Raw genomic sequence first — 19682 nt, 5'->3', positions numbered from 1 at the left:
TTAGTGTGCAGGATAAGCAGAATCAGTAGTGTGGTGCTGTGCATCAATCGCGGATTGCACTTCGACGACATCGTCAAACCAATGCCGAACACCCTCTATTTCTTGATAGTTTTCATGACCTTTACCGGCAATCACGACAATATCACCCGCTTGGGCCTGTTGAACGGCAAATTTAATCGCTTCACGACGATCATGGATTTCATGAACCACACGGTTTGAGAAATCAACACCTGCTTTCATATCGGCAAAAATTTGATCAGGATTTTCAGTCCGTGGGTTATCTGAAGTCAACAACACCACATCTGCTCCGTTTAATGCTGCTTGGGTCATGAGTGGGCGTTTTCCACGGTCGCGGTCTCCACCACAGCCAAATACCGCCCAGAGTTGCTGTTCTACATGGCGCTTCAACGTGCTTAAGACTTGCACCAGAGCATCAGGCGTATGCGCATAATCAACCACAAATAAACGCGCATCATCACGAATCACTTGCATACGGCCTGGTGCACCCTTCAGCTGTGCTGTCGTAGTAACCACATCGGCTAAATCAAAACCCGCTTGTTCAACCATAATTAAACTTGCGACCAAATTTTCAATATTAAAATGACCCAATAATGGGTTCTGTACCTGATATTCGGCCTGTGCCGTACACAGGCTAAAGTTCGCACCCGTCAGGCTATATTGAATATTCTTCACCTGATAGTCTGCAGGCTGCGTGGTTGAATAGGTTAAAATTTTCGGTTGAGCTGGATTATTTTGTGCCGCTTGAATCATGACTCCAGCATGCTCATCATCCAGATTGATGACTGCAACTTTCAATGATGGAAATTGAAACAAGTGAGATTTAGCTTCGGCATAAGCCTCAAGCGTGCCATGGTAGTCCAAATGGTCACGACTTAAGTTAGTATATGCAGCAATTTCAATTTCACTACCCGCTAAACGACCTTGTTCCAAACCATGCGAAGAGGCTTCAATCGATGCAAATTCAGCCCCATGTTTGGCATAGCTATGTAGTGCATTTTGTAAGTGCAGCGCATCCAAGGTGGTATGCGACGATGCTTCTAAATTGGGTAAAATGCCATTACCTGTCGTGCCCATCACAGCACAAGACTGACCTTGCAACATCAACAGCTCAGCAACCAAACGAGAAATGGTGGTTTTACCATTGGTTCCTGTCACCGCTAAAATACGAGCAGGCTGTACTTGGCTAGTGGCCAACAAAAATTGCTTTTGCCAGCCTCCCATCAAGTGACGCACATTCGGCACCACAATACTGTTTGCAAGTGCAAGCTCAGTTTCACTCACCACTGCTAAAGCCCCTTTGTCCAAGGCTATTTGCGCAAACTGCTCTGTTTTCTCAGGTTGTGAAAGTGATGTCAGCGCAATAAAAATTTGCCCTGCCTGTACTTTACGGCTATCAAGAACAAAACCTTGAAATGGCTGTGCCATCCATCCAGCGTTTTGGTTAGCGGTGTAGAGTTGTTGAAATGTAATGGACATTCATCACCTATTTCTTGATTACAGGAGCATCTAAAGGTTTATCTAAAGGCACGTTCATTAAACGTAAGGATTCTTGCATAACACGGGCAAATACAGGAGCAGACACCGTACCACCATAGTAGGTCCCTTGCGGGTTTTCGACCACAACCACCATCGCTAAACGCGGGTCGCTGACTGGTGCTACACCAGCAAAAAGTGCACGATATTCATTGGTTGAGTAGCCTTTACGGTCAGCACGTAATTTATGTGCGGTTCCTGTTTTACCCCCCACACGGTAACCCGGAATGGTTGCACGAGTCGCGGTACCACCCGGTAAAGTTGCCGTTTCCATCATCAACAAAACTTGATCCGCAATTTTTGGGTCAATCATTTGTTCACCACGGGGCGGCGCATCTAACTTATACAAACTCAAAGGCATTTTCACACCTTTGTTAGCCAACATGGCATAAGCATCCACCAGTTGCAGCACAGTCGCATTTAAGCCATAGCCATATGCCATGGTCGCCACTTCCGATACATTCCATTTACTTGGCGGAAGAATTAAACCACCACTTTCACCTGGAAATTTAACCGCAGAACGCTGACCAAAACCAAGACGTTTATAAAAAGTCGGTAAAGTTGCATAAGGGAGAGACAAGGCAATTTTAGCCACACCCACGTTAGAGGATTTTTGAATAATCCCACCCAAAGTCAGTGGACCATAGTTATGCGTATCTCTGATGGTGTGGTTACCGACTCGCATTGAACCCGGAGTGGTATTGACCACAGTATTCGGCATGTATTTGCCGCTTTCCAAAGCCATTGAAATAGTCAAAGGCTTCATGGTTGAACCCGGCTCGAAAGAGTCAACCGCACCACGGTTACGCATGGCGTCTTTATTGGACAAACTATTTTTATCGTTCGGGTTATACGACGGCCAAGACGCCATTGCTAAAATTTCACCTGTTTTCACATCTACCGCAATTGCTGTTGCAGAACGTGCATTATTGGCTACACCCGCAGCGGTCAGTTCACGGTACATAATGTATTGAAGGCGCGAGTCAATACTGAGCGTAATATTTTCGCCTGGCTCAACTTCTTTAATTACCTCTGCATCTTTAAAACGATTGCCCTTTTTATCTCGAACAATTTGCTGCTCACCATCAATACCCGACAGGCGTTGATTCAGCTGCATTTCTAAACCTTCAATGCCCGAACCTTCACTGTTGGTCAAACCAATAATTTGCGCATTCGGTTGTGGTTGTGGATAGTAACGCTTGTAGTTCTTTTCGGTATACACCCCTTGGAACTCACGTTTCGCAATCAGTTCAGCTTGCTGAGGTGGCACTTCTTTTTTTAAGACCAAGTAGCGCGAACGCGGACGTTCATTCAGTTTCCGCTTCAGTTCCGCACGATCCATGCCGACGGCATCAGCCAACTCATCTAGATTTAAGTTTTTGTCTGGTAATTGACGCTTCAATTTACGATTGTGTGGATCTTTGGCTAATTCAGCGGTAATTTCATCAAATAGTTTTTTATTATCAAAATAATCACGTGGGTCAATCACCACTTTCATAATCGGCGTACTGATCGCCAAAGGCACACCATGACGGTCATAAATCACACCGCGCATGGCCTTAATTTTTTCAGTTCTTAAAATATTGGCATTGGCTTTATTTTGCAAAAATTCGGTATTAATGACTTGTACGTAAAAAGCACGTCCAACCAAAGCAATAAAGCAGGCTAAAACCACCGCCCACATAAGATAAAAGCGCCACATTTCAACCTGTAGAGCCGATTTTTCAGTCACCGCTTGCTGTTTTTTACGAGTGGGTTTACGCTTTTCTACCATGTTACAGCGGCCTTATTTTTTGTCTTCTGAAGTCGTGGGTAAAGAAATCACTACGGTTTGCGCCGCAGGTGGTGAATACATCCGCAGTTGCGTCACCGCGCGCGTTCCAATTTGTGCAGTTGCGCCAAAAGTTTGCTGTTCAATCAGCAAACGGCCCCACTCTGCATTTAAGTCATCACGCTCGCGCATAAAAGAGCTCATTTCGCGATAGTCATGACGGTATTCAAACACTTGGAACACCACCATCATGGCACTGATAAACACCAGCACCAATAAAATGACATAGGCAATCAACTTCTTAAACTTTAACTTTGTTGGAATTTTTTCAACGACTTCAGTTTTCATTATTCGCCTTTAAGTGCTAAGCGCTCTGCAACTCTAAGCCATGCACTACGTGAACGTGGATTAGCTTTAACCTCTGCATCACTTGCTTTCACACGTGATACTTTCTTTAAACGACGCGTATCTGGTCGTTGTTGTGGCATACCCCAACCCATATCTTCCTCAAGTGTCGACTCTTTTTGAATAAATTGTTTAATTAATCGATCTTCTAAGGAATGGAAGCTAATCACAGCCAAGCGACCATTCGGTTTTAATACTTCTACCGCTTGCGGTAGGAAAACTTCAATATCTTCTAATTCTTTATTAATGGCAATACGAATTGCTTGGAAAGTTCGTGTTGCGGCATGTTTATTTTTTTCCCATTTCGGGTGCGCTACTTTCACAATTTCAGCCAACTGCGCTGTGGTTTCAATCAATCCGGCCGCTTTAATCGCTTTGGCAATACGACGGCTATAACGCTCTTCACCATATTGAAAAATAATATTGGCTAACGCCTCTTCCTCAATATTAACCAACCACTGCGCTGCGGTTGGACCTTTTGAATTGTCCATACGCATATCCAGTGGTCCATCTTTCATAAAACTAAAACCACGCTCCGCCTGATCAAGCTGCGGTGAAGACACGCCCAGATCGGCCATAACCCCATCGACCAAGCCAATGCCGCGTACTTCTAACTCATGTTTAAGGTCAGCAAAGCTGGCATGAATAATTTTAAAACGTGGATCTTCTTGTTCTAAAATCGCGGCTGTTTCCAGTGCTTGCGGGTCTTTATCAAAACCATAGACACGTGCATTTTCATCTAGCTTAGACAACAGCAAACGCGTATGTCCGCCACGACCAAACGTCCCGTCAATGAAAATCCCTGTATTGCGATCTGCTACCAAAGCATCAACAGTTTCGTGAAGTAATACAGAAATATGCGACATAAAGACTCAATATGATCGGAAGGAAAAATGTAACTGCACATTATTACCTTGTTTTAACAAAGCTCCAAACGACTTTTTGTAGGGAAATATTACTTTTCATAGACAAAACCGTTTTTAAACGGCATTCATTATCAAAAAAGCCTCCCAAGGGAGGCTTTGTAAGCAGCAGCTGAAATAATTAACTGGATTATTTACGGCTATTATAGATTTGGTCGAAAGTCGCCCCATTCACAAAGTGGGTCTTTTGAGCATTGGCCCAACCACCAAACACTTCATCAATGGTGAAGGTTTTTAACGGTGGAAATTGCGCTTTATATTTTTCTAAAACCGCAGCATTACGTGGACGATAGAAGTGTTTCGCCGCCATTTCCTGACCCAGTGGTGAATATAAATAGTTGATATAACCCTGTGCTAACCACTTGTTGCCATTTTTCGCCACGGTCTTATCCACGATTGCCACCGAAGGCTCGGTTAAAATCGAGATCGATGGATAAACAATATCGAACTGATTTTTACCTAAAGTTTTTTGTGTCACTAAGGCTTCATTTTCCCAAGTCAATAACACATCACCAATGCGACGTTCTGCAAAGGTGGTCATAGACGCCCGTGCCGCAGAGTCCATGACTTTCACGTTATGGTACATTTTACCTACGAACTCTTTGGCTTTGGCCTCATTGCCACCAGGTTGTTTCAGTGCGTAACCCCAAGCAGACAGATACACCCAACGTGGTAGACCACCTGTTTTAGGATTAGGCGTAATAATTTGTACACCCGGTTTGGTTAAATCAGACCAGTCCTTAATTTTTTTCGGGTTGCCTTTGCGTACCATGAACACAATGGTCGATGTATAAGGTGCAGAGTTATTTGGGAACTCTTTTTGCCAACCCGGCTGAATTTGACCTGATTTGACAATTTCTTCAATGTCATTGGCTAAGGCCAAGGTCACCACATCCCCTTTTAGACCATCCACGACCGAACGGGCTTGTTTACCTGACCCCCCGTGTGACTGTTTAAAGTCAACCGTTTGTCCTGTACGACTTTGCCAATAAGCACCAAAGGATTTATTGAACTCATCGTAAAATTCACGTGTTGCATCATAGGAGACATTGAGCATAGTACGGTCAGCTGCTTGAGCTGATGTCATACTGAATGTCAGACCTGTTGCCACTACGGCAGCAGCCCAGAGAGATTTCAAATGCGTTTTCATAGCGTATTAAATTAAATATCAAGAATTATGCTAAATATATGAAACAAAATCATAAATCGCAATTCGCTTTTGTTTTTTAAATACACATTATTTTTACATCACTAAGACTTAATGAATTGTTTTTATTTAAAATAATAGCAAACACTTTACTTATTCTTATTATATACATTTTTATGCTTAAAATATAATAAAAGTGGATATGCGTATATCCACTTTTATGTCCGAACGTGATCTCATTAAACCGCAGCACGTTTATTTTTCAGTATAAATTTGATCAAAGATCGCACCATTTACAAAGTGAGTTTTCTGCGCTTTGGCCCACCCTCCAAAGACATCATTAATATTAAAGGTTTTTTGTTTTGGAAATTGCGCAAGGTATTTGTTCGCCACTTGTTTATTTCGTGGACGGAAGAAATGCTTCGCCGCCAACTCCTGCCCTTTTGGCGAATACAGATAGTTTAAATAGCCCTTGGCCAAATTTCGATTGCCATTTTTGTCCACGGTTTTGTCTACAATCGCAACTGACGGCTCCGCTAAAATCGAAATAGACGGATAAACAATATCGTATTTGTCTTTACCTAGGCCTTGAGTTGCCAGTAAAGCTTCATTTTCCCAAGACAACAACACATCACCTATGCCCCGTTCAGCAAACGTGGTCAATGAACCTCGCGCGCCTGAATCAAGAACTTTGACATTTTGATACAGTTTTTCACCAATTCTTTGGCTTTAGCATCATTACCTCCAGGTTGTTTTAACGCATACCCCCAAGCAGATAAATAGATCCAACGCGGCGCACCGCTTGTTTTTGGATTTGAGGTAATGATCTCACCCCCAGCTTGGTTAAATCATTCCAGTCTTTAATTTGTTTGGATTACCTTTACGCACTAAAAAAACAATGGTTGAAGTATAAGGTGCAGAATTATTTAGAAATTCTTTTTGCCAGTTTTTATCAATTTGTCCAGTATTCACAATTTCATCAATATCATTGGCCAAGGCCACCACATCTGCTTGGAGACCCGTTGCAACGGCACGTGCTTGCTTGCCCGATCCACCATGAGACTGTTTAAAGTTGACCTCCTGCCCAGCTTTGCTTTTCCAATACTGTCCAAAGGCTTGGTTATATTCTTGTTGACATCCTCCCAGACCTAAAGAACGGGGATTCCTCCTCCGAGACGCTCATGTCCGAGCGCAAGAATATTCAGTGCGGAATTTATATCCCTATCATGGAGCGTACCGCACTCCATACACTGCCATTCTCTTATTCCAAGACCTGCTCTACCTTTCGGACTGCTAGAGCGTGAGCCACAGCACGAACATGTTTGGGTCGTATAGGCTTCGTTGACTTCTCCATACCATACTCCTGCGTTCTCGCATTTATACTTGAGCATGGTTCTTAGTGTTGTCCAACTGGCATCTAACACTGACTTCGCTAATCTAGTTTGTGCTAATGCTTTAGCATTCACATTGCCAACAAAGATTGCTGCATGTGCATTCACCAGTTTATGGCTGAATTGATGCAACATATTTTGGCGTATATTTTTAATCTTGGCGTGAATCGCTTTGACACGTTTCTTATTTTTTGCTCTTTGAGCAATGCCAAGTTTTTCCTCATATTGGCGATAGATTTTAGGAGCTTCGAGTTTCACACCATCTGAACAAGTGGCTAAATCTTTCAAACCCAAGTCTATGCCAATTGAGCCTTTAGCTATAGCTTTAACTTGTTGAATATCATCAACCACAAGGCAAACATACCAACGTCCACGACTGTCTTCTACAAATGAGCCTGTTTTGACGTTGTATTTGCTTAGTCCGTAGCTGTCCCATAGTTTGAATTGGTGCTTGCCATATTGCACATAGCCATCGGCGTATTTAATGGCTACTTTCTTAAAAGGTATCCAGCCTAATGAGCGTCTTGCAGATTTGTTGTTACTGACACGCCATTTTAGCTTGGCTTTTTTAAACTGCTTTCTTCGTGTAACTAATTCTTCTGCAATTGCCTGTATGGTTTGGCTATGTAAGTTACATTCTTTTGATGTGCCTTTCGTGTATTGAGCAATATCGTATGCTGAAAAGAATTGTTGTTTACGTTGTAGGTGCTTGAAACACAAATCATTGACATAATTCCAAACAAAGTTCACCTCTACTGCTAGTTGGTCTAGCATCTTGCAATGTTTGTCTTTTATTCGTAATTTAAGTGTTTTCATTACTAAAATATATTTGGTCTATGAGCAATAGTCAAGAGATTAGAACAGGTCGTCATTGTGTTTTTAATATGCACGTTCATTTAGTCTTTGTCGCTAAATATCGTAGAGATGTTTTTACCAAAGCAATGCTTGAAACAATGCGTGAAGTGTTTGAGCGTGTTTGTTTAGACTTTGAAGGTAAGCGTCCGCTGAACCCCACTTTTTCTAACTCATTAATACCGCGATAGTGTCCACTAAAATTTAAGTGGACACCTATTTATGGATTTAAAGACAGTTATAGACAGCACACCAACCCTAAAAAAGCCCCGTCGAACCTTCACGGCTGAATTTAAACATCAACTTATTCAGCAATGTCAGCAGCCAGACACATCAGTGGCCAAGGTGGCAATGCAACATCAGGTCAATGCGAATCTGTTGCATAAATGGATTCGTCAGTCCAGATCAATGGTTCCATCATTAACACCCCCATCTATTCCACAGACCGACTTCCTTCCCGTCATTCTTCACCCGACTCCAGTCAGACAAGAAGCACCTCCGCCACCTGTACCAGAGAAGAAAGTTGTCGCTCATATTAGGATTCCACTACATGAGGAACCAGGTTCCGTAAGGGGTCAGATGATCGAGATCGACTGGCCGGTGGAGTCAGTAACTGAATTACTGGTGCTGATCCAGGGTTTGACTCAATGATCCGTATTGATGAAATCTGGCTTGCTACCCAGCCGATGGATATGCGTGCAGGTATGGATACTGTCATGACTCAGGTGCTGAGAGCCTTTGGCTACATCAAACCGCATTGCGCTTACCTGTTCTGTAATAAACGTGGCCATCGCATGAAACTGCTGGTACATGATGGATTGGGTATCTGGCTGTGTGCCCGGCGGCTGGAACAGGGAAAATTCCACTGGGTTCAGCTTCATCAGGGTGAAACCGTAGCCCTCAGTCCGGAACAGTTACAGGCATTGATCCAGGGTTTGCCCTGGCAGCGCATTGGACGACAGCAGGTGGTGACTATGCTCTAAACCAGGCTCGTCCATTCTGCTATTCTCCAAACGTTCTATTTCCTCTGCATCATGACATCAGGCATACTGCGGTCATGAATACGCTGCCTGACTTAAGCCAACTGACCCATGAACAACTGCTGGAATTTACCAGACAGTTGGCGATGCAGCATCAGTCTCTGGCACAATCTAAACAACAACTGGAACAATCAAATCAGCAATTAGATGCCAGAGTTCAACATCTTGAAGTCACCAATCAGCAATTAGATTCTAAAGTTCAACATCTTTCTATTCTCAATCAAAAATACGAGCATGAACTCGCACTATTTAAACAGCACAAATTCGGCAGTAAAAACGAACATCTAACCGCAAAACAAATCCATCTGTGGGATGAAGCGGTCGAAGAAGATATCGCAGCAGTTGATCTGGAACTGGAGCGGCTGAATGCAGATAAAACCGATGCAGCGACACAGAAAGCCACAGTCAACAAACCTAAACGTCGACCACTGCCAGATCACCTGCCAACCCTCCGTATTGAGCACGAACCTGCCTCAACGCAATGCAGCTGTGGCTGCACATTGCGTCGTATCGGCGAAGATATCAGTGAAAAACTAAATTTCAGGCCGGCACAGTTCTATAAGGAACAACATATCCGTGGTAAATGGGTCTGTGATCAGTGTGACATCCTGACTCAACAAGCGATGCCTGCGTATGTTATTGATAAAGGAATCGCTACACCTGAATTGCTCAGCCATGTGCTGGTTTCCAAATACGCTGATCATTTACCGCTATATCGTCAACGTCAAATCTTTCTACGCGCAGGTGTTGATCTTTCCAGATCCACATTATCTGACTGGATTGGACGCTGTGGGGTAGAACTTGAACCTCTGACCAATGCCTTAAAACAGCTTGTGCTGCAACAACAGGTGCTGCATGCAGATGAAACACCAGTCATCATCATGCAGATGGGGATGATGAGAAAAAACCGAAGAAAGGTTATATCTGGGCCTATGCCACCACACAGTACAATCCAGTTCAGGCGGTGATCTATGACTTTCAAGATAGCCGTTCAGGTCAGCATGCTGAAGAGTTCCTGAAAGGCTGGCAGAGGCATCTGGTCTGCGATGATTACAGTGGTTATAAAGCACGCTTTAAATCAGGCGATGTCATTGAGGTGGGCTGCATGGCGCATGCACGTCGTAAATTCCATGAACTGCATGTGACCGGGAAAAGTCAGATCGCTGAACAGGCATTACTGATGATTCAGAGACTGTATGCGATAGAAGCAGAACTCAGGAAAAAGACGGATGGTACAGCAGAACACCGCCGCGAATACCGGCAACAGTATAGTCAACCGGTGATGCAACAACTATATGAGTGGCTCAACCAACATCAGCTGACGGTGCCATTGAGTTCCCCAACTGCCCGAGCGATCAACTACAGCCTAAAATGCTGGCCAGCCTTAAGTCGCTATCTGGATAATGGCAATTTGCCCATTGATAATAATTGGTTGGAAAATCAGATGCGTCCCTGGGCCTTGGGACGTAAGAACTGGCTATTTGCAGGTTCGCTGCGTAGTGGTCAACGAGCGGCCAATATCATGACCCTGATCCAGTCAGCAAAACTGAATGGGCTGGATCCGTATGCCTATCTCAGTGATGTGCTGAAAAGGTTACCGACCCATAAAGTGACCCAAATAGAAGAATTACTGCCACACCGCTGGAAATCCAACCCAAGTTAAAAAATAGCTATGGGGTTCAGCGCACGCTTACCTTTGAAGCCGAGTTGGCAGAATTTGATGGTGAAGATGATCATGTCCATCTACTTGTGCATTATCCGCCAAAGGTCGCTATTTCTAGCTTGGTAAATAGTTTAAAAGGTGCTTCCAGTCGTATTTTACGAACCAAGCACCCTGAAATTAGAAGCAAGTTATGGGGTAATGCTTTGTGGTCGCCTAGCTATTTCGCTGCATCATGTGATGGTACACCTATTGGGATTATCAAACAATATATTCAGCAACAGCAAACTCCGCATTAGCAATCCTAGCTAATCCCCACAAGGGGACTAGCGGATTGCAGCCTTACATCCCCGCCCTGAAGGTATAGATATCTACACATCTTCGTGTGGATACCCCAACGCAATTTTAGCCATTTCCTTTAACTCATCCACCGAATAACTTTCCAGTAGCTTCAAGGTGTTTAATAAGATTGAAAGTCCAGCAAGTATTGATGGTGCACTTTCTCTTTTCCCTCGCTTTTGCTGTCGCCCAGATAGTCGTGTTAGTACGGCTCTTACTCGAGTAGTTTGTTCATCATTACAGCGTTGTATTCGCCATGTCAGTACGCAGGCCATACTCGCAACAAGTAGTTTTCTTAAAATTGCTTGAGGGGTCGTTTGGAGCCACGATTCAACATCATGACCCGCTTGTTTTAGAAGCTTGAAGTAGCTTTCAATTGACCAACGCCAAATTGACGATCCAACAAGTTAGGCGCTGTAGGCAAACGATGGTTTGAATCAGTCGTATGCTTGTATTTACGTGCAATCCTGCTACGTAAACCAAGCTTTTTAAGCATTCTTCCAACGGTTCGTTCGCTCATGCTGTAACCTAAATCATGCATGTCATGTACCAATGAAGGTGCACCCAATCGTGCATGATGCTGCCAATATACGGCTTTTAAATCATTATATTTCTGCGCTAGATTGGCCTGGCATTTTCGCCAGGCATAATAGCCTGAAGTGCTGACACCCAGGCATTTACAGGCAGAAGATACAGTGACTTCATTCACATCCAGATCTTGAATTACCGTGTACTTTTCTTGGCATGATCTGTCAGAAAGTACACATGCGCTTTTTTTAAGATGTCATTGGCGTCCCTGAGCTGTTTGACTTCTTTCTCTAATTCTAAAATCCGCTGTTGTTCTGATGAAAGTTGGCGTTTGCTTGAACCCACTGGATTGGCTTCACGAATCCATTTATCCAATGTTGAATAACCAACACCTAATTTCTGGGCGATTGCAGCTATAGGTTCGTGGGGGTTTGAAAGTGCATAATCAATCGCTTGCTGTTTAAATTCAGGACTTGAGAAGCATTGCTTCGCAAGATAGCCATTTCTTGAATCTCCAAAGATTAAAGTTACGTTATCTTTAGAGGGACGTGCTGTCCATTATTTTGGCTAGGATCATAGATACCTATACCCTGAAGGCGAGGTTTTACGGCTATACTGATAAAAAGATATCTCTAAAAGGACTATTTTGTGCACTTTTAAGGATAACCCATATCCACCCTCCACAGATCAAGCTCAAAATCTCCATGCTATCTCCACAGTTATTTGGTACAAAAAGCCAAATGATTTATATTTGATGTTTAAATGTCAATTTAGCCCAAATTTGTTTATAATTTTGTAAATTATGTGACACAGTTCTACTTTTTTATTTGTGAAATCGGTTAAATTGAAACTAGATTACCAATGACTTTAATAAAAATCTGTTCCAATACCATGTTGAGAGGGGGGAAAAGGACATGAAAGCAACATTTTTACATACCGTTACGTTGAGTATCGGCTTGGCTTGTTTTAGCCAACTGGGACATAGTGCAGCCATTCAAAGCAATGACAAAGCGACGATGCCCACTGAGAAAACATCGTTGATTGAAAAAGCGATCAGTCAACAAAAAGGCAGTGACCGAACCACGATGACGGATAATGATTTAAAAATCATGACCTCAATCAAAGTTGCACCGACACAAAATTTCTTTGCTACACAAAACCAGCGCTTTAGCCGTTTTGTGCAATCATTGTTCCTCTAAACTAAAAATAAGCCACAGTGTCGTAACCACTCTCAAGTTATGACATTTGCGTACTAAAGCCTGATCACTGAATGTTGAATTAAGCATTAAGTGGTCGGGCTTTTTCGTTATAATAGACCTCAATTTACATTCTGAATCATAATTGGCTATGACTGTTCGTACTCGTATTGCACCCTCTCCAACTGGCTTCCCGCATGTGGGCACAGCGTATATTGCGTTATTTAACTTATGCTATGCCAAGCAACATGGTGGTGAATTTATTCTGCGTATCGAAGATACCGACCAACTTCGTTCGACTCCTGAATCGGAAAAAATGATTTTAGATTCATTGCGTTGGTTAGGATTGAATTGGTCTGAAGGTCCGGACATTGGCGGGCCATATGCACCGTATCGCCAGTCTGAACGCATGCATATTTATAAACAATATGCACTGGATTTGGTTGAAAAAGGTCATGCGTTCTACTGCTTTGCTACGAGCGAAGAGTTGGATCAAATGCGTGCAGAACAACAGGCCCGTGGTGAAACACCAAAGTACGATGGCCGTGGTTTAAAGTTATCTGCTGAAGAAGTCCAAAGTCGCCTTGCTGCAGGTGAGCCACACGTGATTCGTATGAAAGTGCCCGAAGAAGGCATTTGTACAATCAATGACTTACTGCGCGGGGAAGTGGAAATTCCTTGGGTACAAGTGGACATGCAAGTCTTGCTTAAAACCGATGGTTTACCAACCTATCACCTTGCCAATGTTGTCGATGACCATTTGATGCAAATCACCCACGTTTTCCGTGGCGAAGAATGGTTGCCTTCTGCACCTAAACATCAGTTGCTGTATCAATACTTTGGTTGGGAAATGCCTGTACTAGGTCATATGCCATTACTACGTAACCCAGACAAATCAAAACTGTCGAAACGTAAGAACCCAACCTCTATTAACTACTACAAAAATATTGGTGTCTTGCCTGAAGCCTTGTTGAACTACTTAGGCCGCATGGGCTGGTCGATGCCAGATGAACGCGAAAAATTCACATTGGCGGAGATGATTGAACACTTTGATATTCAACGTGTATCCCTCGGTGGTCCAATTTTTGATGTGGAAAAACTGAATTGGCTCAATGGTCAATGGATCAAAGGCTTAAGCCCTGCTGAACTGTTAGATACTTTATTGGCATGGAAAGCAGATCGTAAGATGCTCGAAGACATCGCTGCAGCGATTCAACCTCGTATCAACTTACTTTCAGAAGCGGTGAACTGGTCTGCACATTACTTTAACCAGTTCCCAAGCTTGACCAAAGAACAGTTTGAAAGCAAGAAACTGAGCGAAGAACAAGTTCGTCAAAGTCTGCAATTTGCGATTTGGCGTTTGGAAAGCATGTTCACATGGAACAATGACACCGTAAGCCAAACCTTGATGGACTTAGCCAGCCAAATGGAAATTAAGCTCCGTGACTTTATGCCAGCGTTCTTTATTGCCATTGCAGGTTCAACCGCTTCGACCCCAGTGATGCAAACCATGGTCACCATTGGTCCTGACTTAACCTTCGCGCGCTTACGTCATGCCCTTGAAATTGTGGGTGGTCCTAGCAAAAAAGAAGCAAAAGTTTGGGAAAAACTCAATGAAAGCCTAAAATTGCCGAAAAATGACGCAGTTGATGAAGCTTAATTGATTTTTTAGTTGACGCATGGGCGTTATATCCCTAATATAGCGCTCACACAGAGAGACGGTGTTAACCACTCAACGTGATGCCTCAATAAGTCCCTATCGTCTAGAGGCCTAGGACATCGCCCTTTCACGGCGGTAACCGGGGTTCGAATCCCCGTAGGGACGCCATATTTAAGATGGCAACATCTGGTAAAAAACCCAAGCATTATGACTTGGGTTTTTTATTGCCTCAAATTTATCAGCACTTCATTACCACGCTTTTTTGGCTTTCTGCTCCAATCCGATTAGAATACGGCATAGATTCGAATTTTGGAGTTGTAATGCAATATCGTTGTCCTCAATGTCAAAGCCCAAAAATTATGCCTGTTGCTCAAGCAGGGGCTCCAGCAACACGCCCTGTTGTGCCTAAAAGTCTGGTTTTTTTAGTTCCAGCCATTTTTGTATTATTACTTTTGGTGCTCATTAGCATCGCAATGTGGCTATTTGGGGATGGCGCTGGCTCAACACTACAAATTGCAACGGTTGTGGTTTTCATCGTGTGTGTAATTGCAGGCTTCCTATTTTACCGCGACCTTCCTGATTTTAAGATTTCAATGCAAGGCTTTATGCAGTCTCAGAAAAAATGGAAATGCCGTGAATGCGACCATGAGTGGGAAATCTAAGCCTTAACTTAGAACCCGCATCCAAAAAGGGAGTCTATGCACTCCCTTTTTATCTACCCAAATAATAAATAATAATTATTATCACCTGTTAGTTTTTCTCGATATAATCAAAAGCCTTATCTTACCAAATATTTTTAGGCCTAGTCTCTATGAAAAACGCTCTACTCTGCACACTCTTGTTCTGTTCAGTGGCTCAAGCACATGAACCCTACGTCGCTCCACTGACGTATCACACTGAAAATACCCAAGTCCCTGTATTGAGCGCCTATGTGGAACAAGCCTTTCATCCTGAATATGCCCTAAAAGATATTTCATTCAGCGTTTTCCAACCCAACCAAACACAGACTACGATTCAAGCACAAAAGCACTTAGAATCTGCAACTGCATTTGATCTTAAGCTACCGGAAAAAGGCACCTATACCATTTTTGCCAAGACCTCATATCCAATTGAATATGTACAACATAATCGTCAATGGAAAATCTTTGCTGATGTCGCAGCAGACAAAGTCCCTGCTTTAAGCGAGCGTGACTATGTCATACCAAGTGACTTTAAAGGCAAAGTGCCAAGCAAGGTTTCGACGGTTCGCGAATGGAGCATTCAAAGCTATGTGAGCAAAGACAGCACCACACCTGTTGCTGTAACGCCAGCCCCAATTCAAGTCAACTTCAAAACCCATCCAAATGAAATCACGAAACAACAACCTGTACAGCTGCAAATTACGCAAGCAGGCAAAGCCCTTGCACATGCAGAACTCATGGTTCGTGCTCAAGGTGAGCTTGAGCAACAAGCGAAAAGCACACCTGTCGACGCACAAGGCAATGCCACACTCACTTTTGCACAAGCTGGGCAATACCTGATTGAAGTGAGCGAAAAAGTCGATGCCAAAGCAAAACCTAAAAATCAGTATTACACCATTATCAGCTTACAAGTGAATGCCCCTAAAACGCCCTAAGCGGCAATTGATAAGCATAAAAAAAACCAGCCCGAAGGCTGGTTTTTTTATGCGGGGAAATTAACCGCCAATTTTCTTGTATTTGGTACGTTTTTGAACTGCAGCATCACCTAAACGCGCTAAACGATAAGCTTCATACTCAGCATAGTTACCTTCGTAGAATTCAGGCTGTTCGTTCTCAAACGACAAGATGTGCGTTGCAATACGGTCAAGGAACCAACGGTCGTGCGACACCACCATTACCGTACCTGGGAATACAAGAATTGCATCCTCAAGTGCACGTAAGGTTTCGATATCCAAGTCGTTCGATGGCTCATCCAGTAAGATGACGTTTGCACCCATCTGCAGGATTTTCGCCAGTTGTAAACGGTTACGCTCACCACCTGACAACTCACCTACACGCTTCTGCTGGTCTTGACCTTTAAAGTTAAAGCGACCGATATAAGCACGTGATGCAATTTCATAATCGCCAATTCTTAAGATATCCAAACCACCAGAAACTTCTTCCCAAACAGTTTTGTTGTTATCTAAAGTGTCACGAATCTGACCCACATACGCCACTTTAACCGACTCACCCAAAGTCACCGTACCTGTGTCTGGCTGTTGTTCACCAGTCATCATACGGAATAGTGTGGTTTTACCCGCACCGTTTGGACCCACGATACCCACAATTGCTGTAGGCGGTACGGTAAAGCTCAGGTTTTCGTACAGTACGCGACCATCAAATGATTTGCTGATGCCTTCGACTTCTACGACTTTATTACCTAGACGTGGGCCAGGTGGAATATAGATTTCAGAAGTTTCGTTACGCTGTTGGAATTCGCGTGAGTTAAGCTCTTCAAAACGCTCCATACGCGCTTTGTTTTTCTTTTGCTGACCTTTGGCATTTGAACGAACCCATTCCAGTTCTTTTTTCAATGCTTTAGCAAAAGATTCTTCTTGCTTGTTCTCTTGTTCTAGACGCGCATTCTTCTGCTCTAACCAAGAAGAATAGTTACCTTGATATGGAATACCCATACCGCGGTCAAGCTCAAGAATCCATTCCGCTACGTTATCCAAGAAATAACGGTCGTGCGTAATCGCCACAATCGTGCCAGCAAAGTCTTTCAAGAAACGCTCTAACCAAGACACAGATTCTGCATCCAAGTGGTTCGTTGGTTCGTCTAGAAGTAACATGTCTGGCTTAGATAAAAGCAAACGACACAATGCAACACGACGACGCTCACCACCTGAAAGCAAGCTTACATCTGCATCCCAAGCTGGTAGGTTCAAGGCAGCTGCAGCTTGATCCATTTGGTTGCTAAGGTTATGCGCATCCCATGAATGGATAATCGCTTCAAGTTTTTCTTGCTCTTTTGCCAACGCATCAAAGTCTGCATCTTCTGCTGCATATTCAGCAAATACTTCGTCCAAACGCGCCAAAGCATCCAATGGTTCACGTAAACCATCTTCTACGTTTCCACGAACATCCTTATTTGGATCAAGTGGCGGCTCTTGTTCTAGGTAACCAATTTTGATACCCGGTTGCGCACGCGCTTCACCAGAGAAATCTTTGTCTACGCCCGCCATAATACGAAGCAAGGTCGATTTACCTGCACCGTTTAAACCAAGTACACCAATTTTTGCACCTGGGAAAAATGACAAAGAGATGTCTTTTAGGATTTCGCGCTTAGGCGGAACCATCTTAGACACTCGGTTCATCGTATAAATATATTGGGCCACGTAGGACTCCTCAATAGAAAAACCAAAAAATCGCAAGAAGCGAAAAAATATTTGCGGGCATTATACGATGAATACGTTGAAAAAATAAGGCATGAAACCGATCTTCAATGCAATGTTACAACTTTCAGCACGGTTGTTTTTTAAACGCCCTCTTTATCTCACTTTTCCGCAGACAAGGGGCTGCTCGCAGCTCATCTTTATGAATTTTTTAGATAAATATTCATTATTTTCACACTTTCACTCATATTCATTGATGGTAGACTGTGCAATATTTAACTCACGTAGATGAAGTCCCATGACCTATAAAGATGAAACTTTGGCTATCCATGCTGGTTATAGCCCCGAAGCCACCACCAAAGCAGTGGCTGTGCCGATTTATCAAACCACGTCTTATGCCTTTGATAATACGCAACATGGTGCGGATCTATTTGACCTAAAAGTCCAAGGCAATATTTATACCCGAATTATGAACCCGACCACTGCGGTGCTAGAACAACGATTAGCCGCACTCGAAGGAGGCATTGGTGCATTGGCCTTGGCTTCTGGCATGGCGGCCATCACCTATGCCATTCAAACCATTACCGAAGCAGGCGACAATATTGCTTCCGTGTCGACCTTGTACGGTGGCACTTATAACCTGTTTGCCCACACTCTACCGAAGCAAGGCATTGAGGTACGTTTCTTTGATTATCAAGATCCAGAGGCCCTACGCGGTTTAATTGATGCAAAAACCAAGTTGGTCTTTGTTGAATCGATCGGCAATCCACTGGGCAACATCATTGACCTAGAAGCGATTGCCAAAATCGCACATGAGTATGGCGTGCCTGTGGTGGTCGATAATACCGTCGCAACCCCTGCGCTGCTGAAACCCTTTGAATATGGGGCAGACATTGTGGTGCATTCCTTGACCAAATATATTGGCGGGCATGGTAACTCGATTGGTGGAGCGATTGTCGATAGCGGTAAATTTCCTTGGGGCAAGTATCCTGAGCGCTTTAAAGTGCTGAATACGCCAGACCCAAGCTATCACGGCGTGAACTATGTCGAAGCTCTAGGCGAAGCAGCCTATATCGCGCGTGCCCGCGTGGTACCATTACGTAATACCGGCGCTGCGATTAGCCCTTTAAGCGTGTTCTTGATTCTGCAAGGCTTAGAAACGTTGAATCTGCGTATGGAACGTCATACTGAAAATGCGCAGAAAGTCGCAGAATATTTACAAGCCCATCCCAAAGTGAAATGGGTCAACTATGCCGGCCTGAAAGATCACCCACAGCATGGCTTAGCGCAAAAATATGTCAAAGGAAAACCTTCGGCAATTTTATCCTTTGGTGTACAAGATGGCCGTGAAGGTGGCACTCGCTTTATTGATGCTCTGCAACTCTTCACTCGCCTGGTCAATATTGGCGATGCCAAAAGTTTGGCGTGCCACCCTGCCACCACCACACATCGCCAACTGAATGAAGCGGAATTAAAGTCTGCTGGAGTGAGTATTGATATGGTACGTTTATCTGTAGGCATTGAACATATTAATGATTTGATTGCAGATTTAGAGCAAGCCTTGGCTCAAGTCTAAAATACAGACCGCTAAACTTAAAACCTCAATCACATGATTGAGGTTTTTTATACGCTTGTCTTTTATATTTATAGCCCTTTCACTTTGATTGAATTCATGTTAAAAACAATTAATTAGAACCAATAAAATAGAGCTTTTACTCTAATTTTATTTATTATTTCAATAACTTATGCAGTGATATTTTTAAGCAGTTTAGGTATTATACCGTGAAGGAAAGCCGCTACATTTCTCAGAAAATGTAGCCTTAATAATCGAATATAAAAATAGCCATAACCCTCAAATATTTGACTTAGATCAGGAATGATA

15 protein-coding genes, 1 tRNA gene and 5 pseudogenes are annotated in these 19682 nt (G+C 43.4%); 11 read left to right on the top strand and 10 right to left on the bottom strand.

Annotated features, from left to right (window positions below):
- The 7 genes and pseudogenes from AC4MC0_RS01325 to AC4MC0_RS01295 all read right to left on the bottom strand — a co-directional run bounded on the left by AC4MC0_RS01325 (position 1) and on the right by AC4MC0_RS01295 (position 8007).
- The gene (locus AC4MC0_RS01325) at positions 1-1497 is read right to left on the bottom strand and encodes a UDP-N-acetylmuramoyl-L-alanyl-D-glutamate--2,6-diaminopimelate ligase (RefSeq protein ID WP_491887239.1); all 1497 of its coding nucleotides are present in this window, start codon (positions 1495-1497) and stop codon (positions 1-3) included.
- A gap of 7 nt (positions 1498-1504) precedes the next feature.
- Entirely contained in the window at positions 1505-3328 is a 1824-nt protein-coding gene (gene ftsI, locus AC4MC0_RS01320; protein ID WP_148825379.1) for a penicillin-binding protein PBP3, read from the bottom strand.
- A gap of 12 nt (positions 3329-3340) precedes the next feature.
- Positions 3341-3673 (bottom strand): cell division protein FtsL, encoded by a 333-nt coding sequence (ftsL, locus tag AC4MC0_RS01315; protein ID WP_004691506.1) that lies wholly within the window; start codon positions 3671-3673, stop codon positions 3341-3343.
- Entirely contained in the window at positions 3673-4596 is a 924-nt protein-coding gene (gene rsmH, locus AC4MC0_RS01310) for a 16S rRNA (cytosine(1402)-N(4))-methyltransferase RsmH (protein ID WP_004978100.1), read from the bottom strand. Before rsmH ends, ftsL begins: the two co-directional genes overlap by 1 nt.
- Positions 4597-4783: 187 nt before the next feature.
- The gene (locus AC4MC0_RS01305) at positions 4784-5803 is read right to left on the bottom strand and encodes a sulfate ABC transporter substrate-binding protein (protein WP_039890570.1); all 1020 of its coding nucleotides are present in this window, start codon (positions 5801-5803) and stop codon (positions 4784-4786) included.
- A gap of 252 nt (positions 5804-6055) precedes the next feature.
- Positions 6056-6946 (bottom strand): annotated as a pseudogene (locus tag AC4MC0_RS01300) (sulfate ABC transporter substrate-binding protein).
- A gap of 2 nt (positions 6947-6948) precedes the next feature.
- Positions 6949-8007, bottom strand: coding sequence for an RNA-guided endonuclease InsQ/TnpB family protein (locus AC4MC0_RS01295; RefSeq protein WP_005401363.1), 1059 nt, complete (start codon positions 8005-8007; stop codon positions 6949-6951).
- Between the two features lie 20 nt (positions 8008-8027).
- Between AC4MC0_RS01295 and AC4MC0_RS01290 the strand changes: the two are divergent.
- The 5 genes and pseudogenes from AC4MC0_RS01290 to tnpA (AC4MC0_RS01270) form a co-directional block, all read left to right on the top strand.
- Positions 8028-8189: pseudogene (locus AC4MC0_RS01290) on the top strand (transposase); the annotation flags it as partial.
- A gap of 76 nt (positions 8190-8265) precedes the next feature.
- Entirely contained in the window at positions 8266-8694 is a 429-nt protein-coding gene (gene tnpA / locus AC4MC0_RS01285) for an IS66-like element accessory protein TnpA (RefSeq protein ID WP_005401365.1), read from the top strand.
- Positions 8691-9026, top strand: a complete 336-nt coding sequence (gene tnpB, locus AC4MC0_RS01280; protein ID WP_004691523.1) for an IS66 family insertion sequence element accessory protein TnpB — start codon at positions 8691-8693, stop codon at positions 9024-9026. The genes tnpA (AC4MC0_RS01285) and tnpB overlap by 4 nt, the downstream gene beginning before the upstream one ends.
- Positions 9027-9100: 74 nt before the next feature.
- Positions 9101-10746: pseudogene (tnpC, locus tag AC4MC0_RS01275) on the top strand (IS66 family transposase).
- 32 nt (positions 10747-10778) lie between these two features.
- Positions 10779-11042 (top strand): annotated as a pseudogene (tnpA, locus tag AC4MC0_RS01270) (IS200/IS605 family transposase); the annotation flags it as partial.
- A gap of 72 nt (positions 11043-11114) precedes the next feature.
- Here tnpA (AC4MC0_RS01270) and AC4MC0_RS01265 read toward each other — a convergent pair.
- Together AC4MC0_RS01265 and AC4MC0_RS01260 are read right to left on the bottom strand one after the other, a co-directional pair.
- On the bottom strand, positions 11115-11357 hold the full coding sequence (locus AC4MC0_RS01265; RefSeq protein WP_026056400.1) for a hypothetical protein: 243 nt from the start codon (positions 11355-11357) through the stop codon (positions 11115-11117).
- 101 nt (positions 11358-11458) lie between these two features.
- A pseudogene (locus AC4MC0_RS01260) lies at positions 11459-12132 on the bottom strand (transposase); the annotation flags it as partial.
- Positions 12133-12524: 392 nt separating this feature from the next.
- Between AC4MC0_RS01260 and AC4MC0_RS01255 the strand changes: the two are divergent.
- The 5 genes from AC4MC0_RS01255 (at position 12525) to AC4MC0_RS01235 (ending at position 16081) form a co-directional block, all read left to right on the top strand.
- Positions 12525-12809 (top strand): hypothetical protein, encoded by a 285-nt coding sequence (locus AC4MC0_RS01255; protein ID WP_176538368.1) that lies wholly within the window; start codon positions 12525-12527, stop codon positions 12807-12809.
- Positions 12810-12957: 148 nt separating this feature from the next.
- Positions 12958-14466: a glutamate--tRNA ligase gene (gene gltX / locus AC4MC0_RS01250; RefSeq protein ID WP_335998738.1), complete on the top strand. Its 1509-nt coding sequence runs from the start codon at positions 12958-12960 to the stop codon at positions 14464-14466.
- A gap of 92 nt (positions 14467-14558) precedes the next feature.
- Positions 14559-14634: transfer RNA gene (locus AC4MC0_RS01245), tRNA-Glu, on the top strand.
- A gap of 152 nt (positions 14635-14786) precedes the next feature.
- Positions 14787-15128: a membrane protein gene (locus AC4MC0_RS01240; RefSeq protein WP_010327661.1), complete on the top strand. Its 342-nt coding sequence runs from the start codon at positions 14787-14789 to the stop codon at positions 15126-15128.
- Between the two features lie 149 nt (positions 15129-15277).
- Positions 15278-16081, top strand: coding sequence for a DUF4198 domain-containing protein (locus AC4MC0_RS01235; protein WP_262470436.1), 804 nt, complete (start codon positions 15278-15280; stop codon positions 16079-16081).
- 60 nt (positions 16082-16141) lie between these two features.
- Here the strand turns inward: AC4MC0_RS01235 and ettA are convergent, their stop codons facing one another.
- Positions 16142-17803, bottom strand: coding sequence for an energy-dependent translational throttle protein EttA (gene ettA / locus AC4MC0_RS01230; protein ID WP_004978114.1), 1662 nt, complete (start codon positions 17801-17803; stop codon positions 16142-16144).
- A 295-nt stretch (positions 17804-18098) separates the two neighbouring features.
- Between ettA and AC4MC0_RS01225 the strand changes: the two genes are divergently transcribed.
- Entirely contained in the window at positions 18099-19376 is a 1278-nt protein-coding gene (locus AC4MC0_RS01225) for an O-acetylhomoserine aminocarboxypropyltransferase/cysteine synthase family protein (protein ID WP_491887238.1), read from the top strand.
- Positions 19377-19682 lie beyond the last annotated feature (306 nt).

It is taken from the genome of Acinetobacter sp. CAU_H_S139_7 (assembly GCF_058599305.1).
This window is presented reverse-complemented; position numbering and strand designations above follow the sequence as displayed.